General features: G+C 72.7%; 3 protein-coding genes. All 3 read left to right on the top strand.

Annotation, left to right across the window (positions count from 1 at the left end; genetic code table 11):
- On the top strand, positions 1 to 295 hold a 295-nt coding region (locus SACSA_RS0120715), incomplete at its 5' end, for a response regulator transcription factor (protein ID WP_083940335.1).
- A gap of 98 nt (positions 296 to 393) precedes the next feature.
- Positions 394 to 1,299, top strand: a complete 906-nt coding sequence (locus tag SACSA_RS0120710; protein ID WP_028662096.1) for an ABC transporter ATP-binding protein — start codon at positions 394 to 396, stop codon at positions 1,297 to 1,299.
- Positions 1,299 to 2,450: an ABC transporter permease gene (locus SACSA_RS0120705; protein ID WP_019819781.1), complete on the top strand. Its 1,152-nt coding sequence runs from the start codon at positions 1,299 to 1,301 to the stop codon at positions 2,448 to 2,450. The genes SACSA_RS0120710 and SACSA_RS0120705 overlap by 1 nt, the downstream gene beginning before the upstream one ends.
- The last annotated feature ends 216 nt before the right edge of the window (positions 2,451 to 2,666 follow it).

Raw genomic sequence — 2,666 nt, 5'->3', positions numbered from 1 at the left:
CGCCAGGGGCAGCAGCAGGTTCAGCGCCATCATCAGCGCCCCGACCGGCAGGACGAGGGCGTTGGCGCCCGCGGCGGCGTGGCGCCCGCCCGAGCTGACCGCCCGCGAGCACGAGGTGCTGGTCCGGCTGGCCAGGGGAGCGAGCAACCCGGAGATCGCCGCGGAACTGGTGCTCGCCGAGACCACCGTGAAGACCCACGTCTCGCGCATCCTGACCAAGCTCGGCCTGCGCGATCGCACCCACGCCGTCGTCTTCGCCTACGAGAACGGCATCGTCGCCCCCGGCGGACGGTGAGCGCACCGAGGCCCCAGGCATCCTCCGCGCGGAGGACCCGGCGAGATCGTCTTCGGGCCGGACGCGCGCGAAGCCGGGGGCCTGATTGACTCCCTGCCATGTTGACAGTGTCTTCGATCAGCCGGAGTTTCGGCGGGCACCGGGTGCTCGACCGGGTCTCCTTCACCGTGCGGCCGGGCCGGATGACCGGCTTCCTGGGGGCGAACGGGGCGGGCAAGACCACCGCCATGCGCATCATCCTCGGCGTGCTCGCCGCGCAGGAGGGCTCCGTCACCTTCGACGGCAGGCCCGTCACCGGAGCGCTGCGGCAGACGTTCGGGTACATGCCCGAGGAACGCGGGTTGTACCCGAAGATGAAGGTCGCCGAGCAGATCGCCTGGCTCGGCGAGCTGCACGGGCTCGACCGCCCCACGGCCCGCGCGAACACCGAGCGCCTGCTCGACCAGCTCGAACTCGGCGAGCGGGCCGACGACCCGCTGGAGCAGCTGTCCCTGGGCAATCAGCAGCGGGCGCAGATCGCGGCCGCGCTCGTGCACGACCCGGTGCTGCTCATCCTCGACGAACCGTTCTCCGGACTCGACCCGATCGCGGTGGACACCGTGCTCGGGGTGCTGCGGGACCGGGCGGCCCAGGGCGTCCCGGTGTTGTTCTCCAGCCACCAGCTCGCCGTGGTCGAGCAGCTCTGCGACGACCTCGTGATCATCTCCGGCGGGCGCATCGTCGCCGAGGGGGAGCGGGAGCAGGTGCGGTCCCGGTACGGACCGGTGCGCTTCGAGCTGGAGGTGGACACCGACGCGGGTTGGGTGCGGGACGTGCCAGGCGTGCGCGTCGTCGACCTCGACGGTGCTCGTGCGGTGTTCGAGGCGGACGACGGCACGGCCTCCGCCACCGACGGCGCCGCTCTCGGTGACCGCGTGTTGCGGACCGCGCTCGACCGGGGCCGGGTCCGCAGCTTCACACCCGTCGTGCCCTCGCTCGACGAGATCTTCAAGGAGGTTGTGTGATGGGGGCCGAGACCACGACCGCGCCCACGACGGAGCCGGGTGGCCCGGGCGCGGCACCCGAGGGCGGCGCCGACTCGTCGTTCTGGCGTGCGACCCGGCTGGTGGCCGAGCGGGAGATCCGTACTTTCCTGCGGATGAAGGGCTTCTGGGTCGGTCTGGCCACACTCGTGATCGGGCTGTTCGCGGTGGCGGTGGTGCCGTCGATGCTCGGCGACGACGGGCCGGATGTGGCGGTGGTCGGCTCGGAGCAGGCCACCGCGCTGCGCGCGACGGACGCGAACCTGGTCGAGGTCGCCGACCGCGCGGCGGCCGAACGCGCGGTGCGCGGCGAGGAGGTGGACGCGGCCGTCGTCGCCGACACCGAGGGGGAGTCGGCGACCGGTGTGCGGGTGCTCGCGTTGTCGGAACCACCCACCGAGATCGTCGCGGCGCTGGGCAGCGTGCCCCCGGTGGAGCTGCTGGACGCGCCCGAGGTGAGCCAGGGCGAGCGGATGCTGGTGATCATGGTGTTCGGCGTGCTGTATCTCGTGTTCGGCATGGGCGGCATGGCCATCGCGCAGAGCACCGTGACCGAGAAGCAGACGCGTGTGGTGGAGATTCTGGTCTCGACGGTGCCCGTGCGGGCCCTGCTCGCCGGCAAGATCGCCGGACACGCGCTGCTGACGATCGCCCAGGTGGTGTTGCTGGCCGTCGCCGCTCCGATCGCTCTGCGGCTGGGTGGGCACGCCGAGTTGCTGAGCGTGGTGGCGCCCGCGCTCGGCTGGTTCGCCCCGTTCCTCTGCCTGGGCTTCGTGCTGCTGGCCGCGCTGTGGGCGGTCGCCGGCGCGGTGGTGAGCAGGCAGGAGGACCTCGGGTCGAGCATGAGCCTGGTCATGGTGTTCGTCATGCTGCCGTACTTCGGGACGATCTTCTTCGCCGACAACGCCACCGTGCTCACGGTGCTGTCGTTCGTGCCGTTCGCCGCGCCCGTCGCGATGCCGGTGCGGCTGTTCAGCGGTGACGCCCAGGTGTGGGAGGCGGTCACCGCCTTCGGACTGCTCGCCTGCACCGTGGTCGCGGTCGTGCTGCTGGCGAGCCGCATCTACTCCGGCGCCCTGTTGCAGACCCGGGGCAAGGTGGCCCTGTCCCGCGCCTGGGCCCGCGCCGACTGAGCCTCCCGCCCGCGAGTTGCCCCTTCCCGCCCGCGAGTTGCCTCTTCCCGAGCGGGGAGTTGCCCCTTCCCGCGCGTGTGCCGGAGGCGCGCCGGGCGCGACCTCCGGCGAGCACGGGCCCTCGGACCGCGGCGACGAGGTGCGTGCGGGAGTCCCGGCGTGCGGGCGACACGGAGGCGCTCGCCGCCGTCGTGCGGATGGCGCGGCGGCGGCGAA

Source organism: Saccharomonospora saliphila YIM 90502, from assembly GCF_000383795.1.
Lineage (GTDB): Bacteria > Actinomycetota > Actinomycetes > Mycobacteriales > Pseudonocardiaceae > Saccharomonospora > Saccharomonospora saliphila.
This window is presented reverse-complemented; position numbering and strand designations above follow the sequence as displayed.